The organism is Cupriavidus sp. CuC1, from assembly GCF_044627735.1.
In the GTDB taxonomy this organism is placed as follows: Bacteria; Pseudomonadota; Gammaproteobacteria; order Burkholderiales; family Burkholderiaceae; genus Cupriavidus; species Cupriavidus ulmosensis.
Window position 1 is genome coordinate 1 of record NZ_JBIUHC010000379.1, and the last position, 1,188, is coordinate 1,188.

3 pseudogenes are annotated in these 1,188 nt (G+C 59.9%); 2 read left to right on the forward strand and 1 reads right to left on the reverse strand.

What is annotated here, in order from left to right:
- Positions 1 to 89: 89 nt before the first annotated feature.
- Both ACGLHR_RS51740 and ACGLHR_RS51745 read left to right on the forward strand, forming a co-directional pair.
- A pseudogene (locus tag ACGLHR_RS51740) lies at positions 90 to 194 on the forward strand (zinc-ribbon domain-containing protein); the annotation flags it as partial.
- A 22-nt stretch (positions 195 to 216) separates the two neighbouring features.
- Positions 217 to 387, forward strand: a pseudogene (locus ACGLHR_RS51745) (response regulator transcription factor); the annotation flags it as partial.
- Positions 388 to 460: 73 nt separating this feature from the next.
- Here ACGLHR_RS51745 and ACGLHR_RS51750 read toward each other — a convergent pair.
- Positions 461 to 1,057, reverse strand: a pseudogene (locus ACGLHR_RS51750) (transposase); the annotation flags it as partial.
- Between the last annotated feature and the right edge of the window lie 131 nt (positions 1,058 to 1,188).

Below are 1,188 nucleotides of genomic sequence, written 5' to 3' on the forward strand. Positions count from 1 at the left end.
ACTCCCAGAGATCGTGAAGCTCCTACCTTCTCATCGCCGCCCTCTACTCGCCAGACGGGTTCCGCTGACGGTTACCGCAAGACAAGCTTTACGAGCAATGCCAGAACTACGCTGTGGCAGGTGTGTGCAACGGCATGATCCCGGCCACGTCGGAAGACGTGCTTTGCGAGTCATGCAAGCTAACGCGCACCACGCCATGCCTGGATACGCCGAACAGCTTCAGCCGAAAAAAATGCCTTGGATATACTTTCCGCACGGGAGCGAAGTGTACTGAAGTTGGTAGCCGAACGTCGATCCGATCGGCAGGTTGGGCAATATTTGAACCTCAGCCCCAAGACAATCGAAAAATATCGCGGCAGTCTGATGCGTAAATTGGGGATATCAGATCCTCAATTACGATGCACCGATTTGCAGCGGATAGCCCCGGAAACTCCATTTGAACAGGTGTGCCGCCTGATTGGTGCCGCGCGTTGAACGCCTGCCAGACGGCCTGGGCGCGGTGCGTGTTCAGGTTGTCCCAGACGACGTGCAACTGCTTGCACGGGTACGCGGTTGCATACTGGACAGGTGCTGGCGGATTGCCGGGAGCGGCGCACCCAGGACGATCTGGTGGCCTTCATGGAGCGCTGCACATCCAGCGCGGCAATCAACACCTGGGTGCCGTGGCGAGCATATTCAAACTCACGCCGACGCAGCCCCGGCGCGGGGGCACGTCCCGGGTATTTACGCTCGATGGCCTGAATGCCGGTCCTCTCGTCGATACTGAGCACCATCGCGTTTCGAGGCGCCTTGCGGTACAACTTGCAAATCCCGTTGACCTTCTCGCGGAAGGCCGGGTCTGGGCTATGTAGCCATTGCTGGACCCCCGGTGCGGACGAACGTCGCCGGCCTGCAGAATGCGCTGCACCAGGCTACGGCTGAGGCCGCGCGCCACAATCTTGTCGAGCGTGGGCGTGACCCGCCCCTCAGGTTCCTGCGTCTCACACGCCAGCGCGATCAACTGCAATCGGGCCTCGTCTTGGCGACAGTGTATAGAGCGCGGGGGGGGGGGGGGGAGCGGTGTGAGCAGCTCGCTAAGAGTTGCGGCCCGCCGAAGAACCAGTAGGAGAGAGTTGGGGTTGCCCCGTTTCATCGGACAGATTTGCATTGGAATTTTATGTCAATGGGTTTTCTCCTTGTGATGGGGCG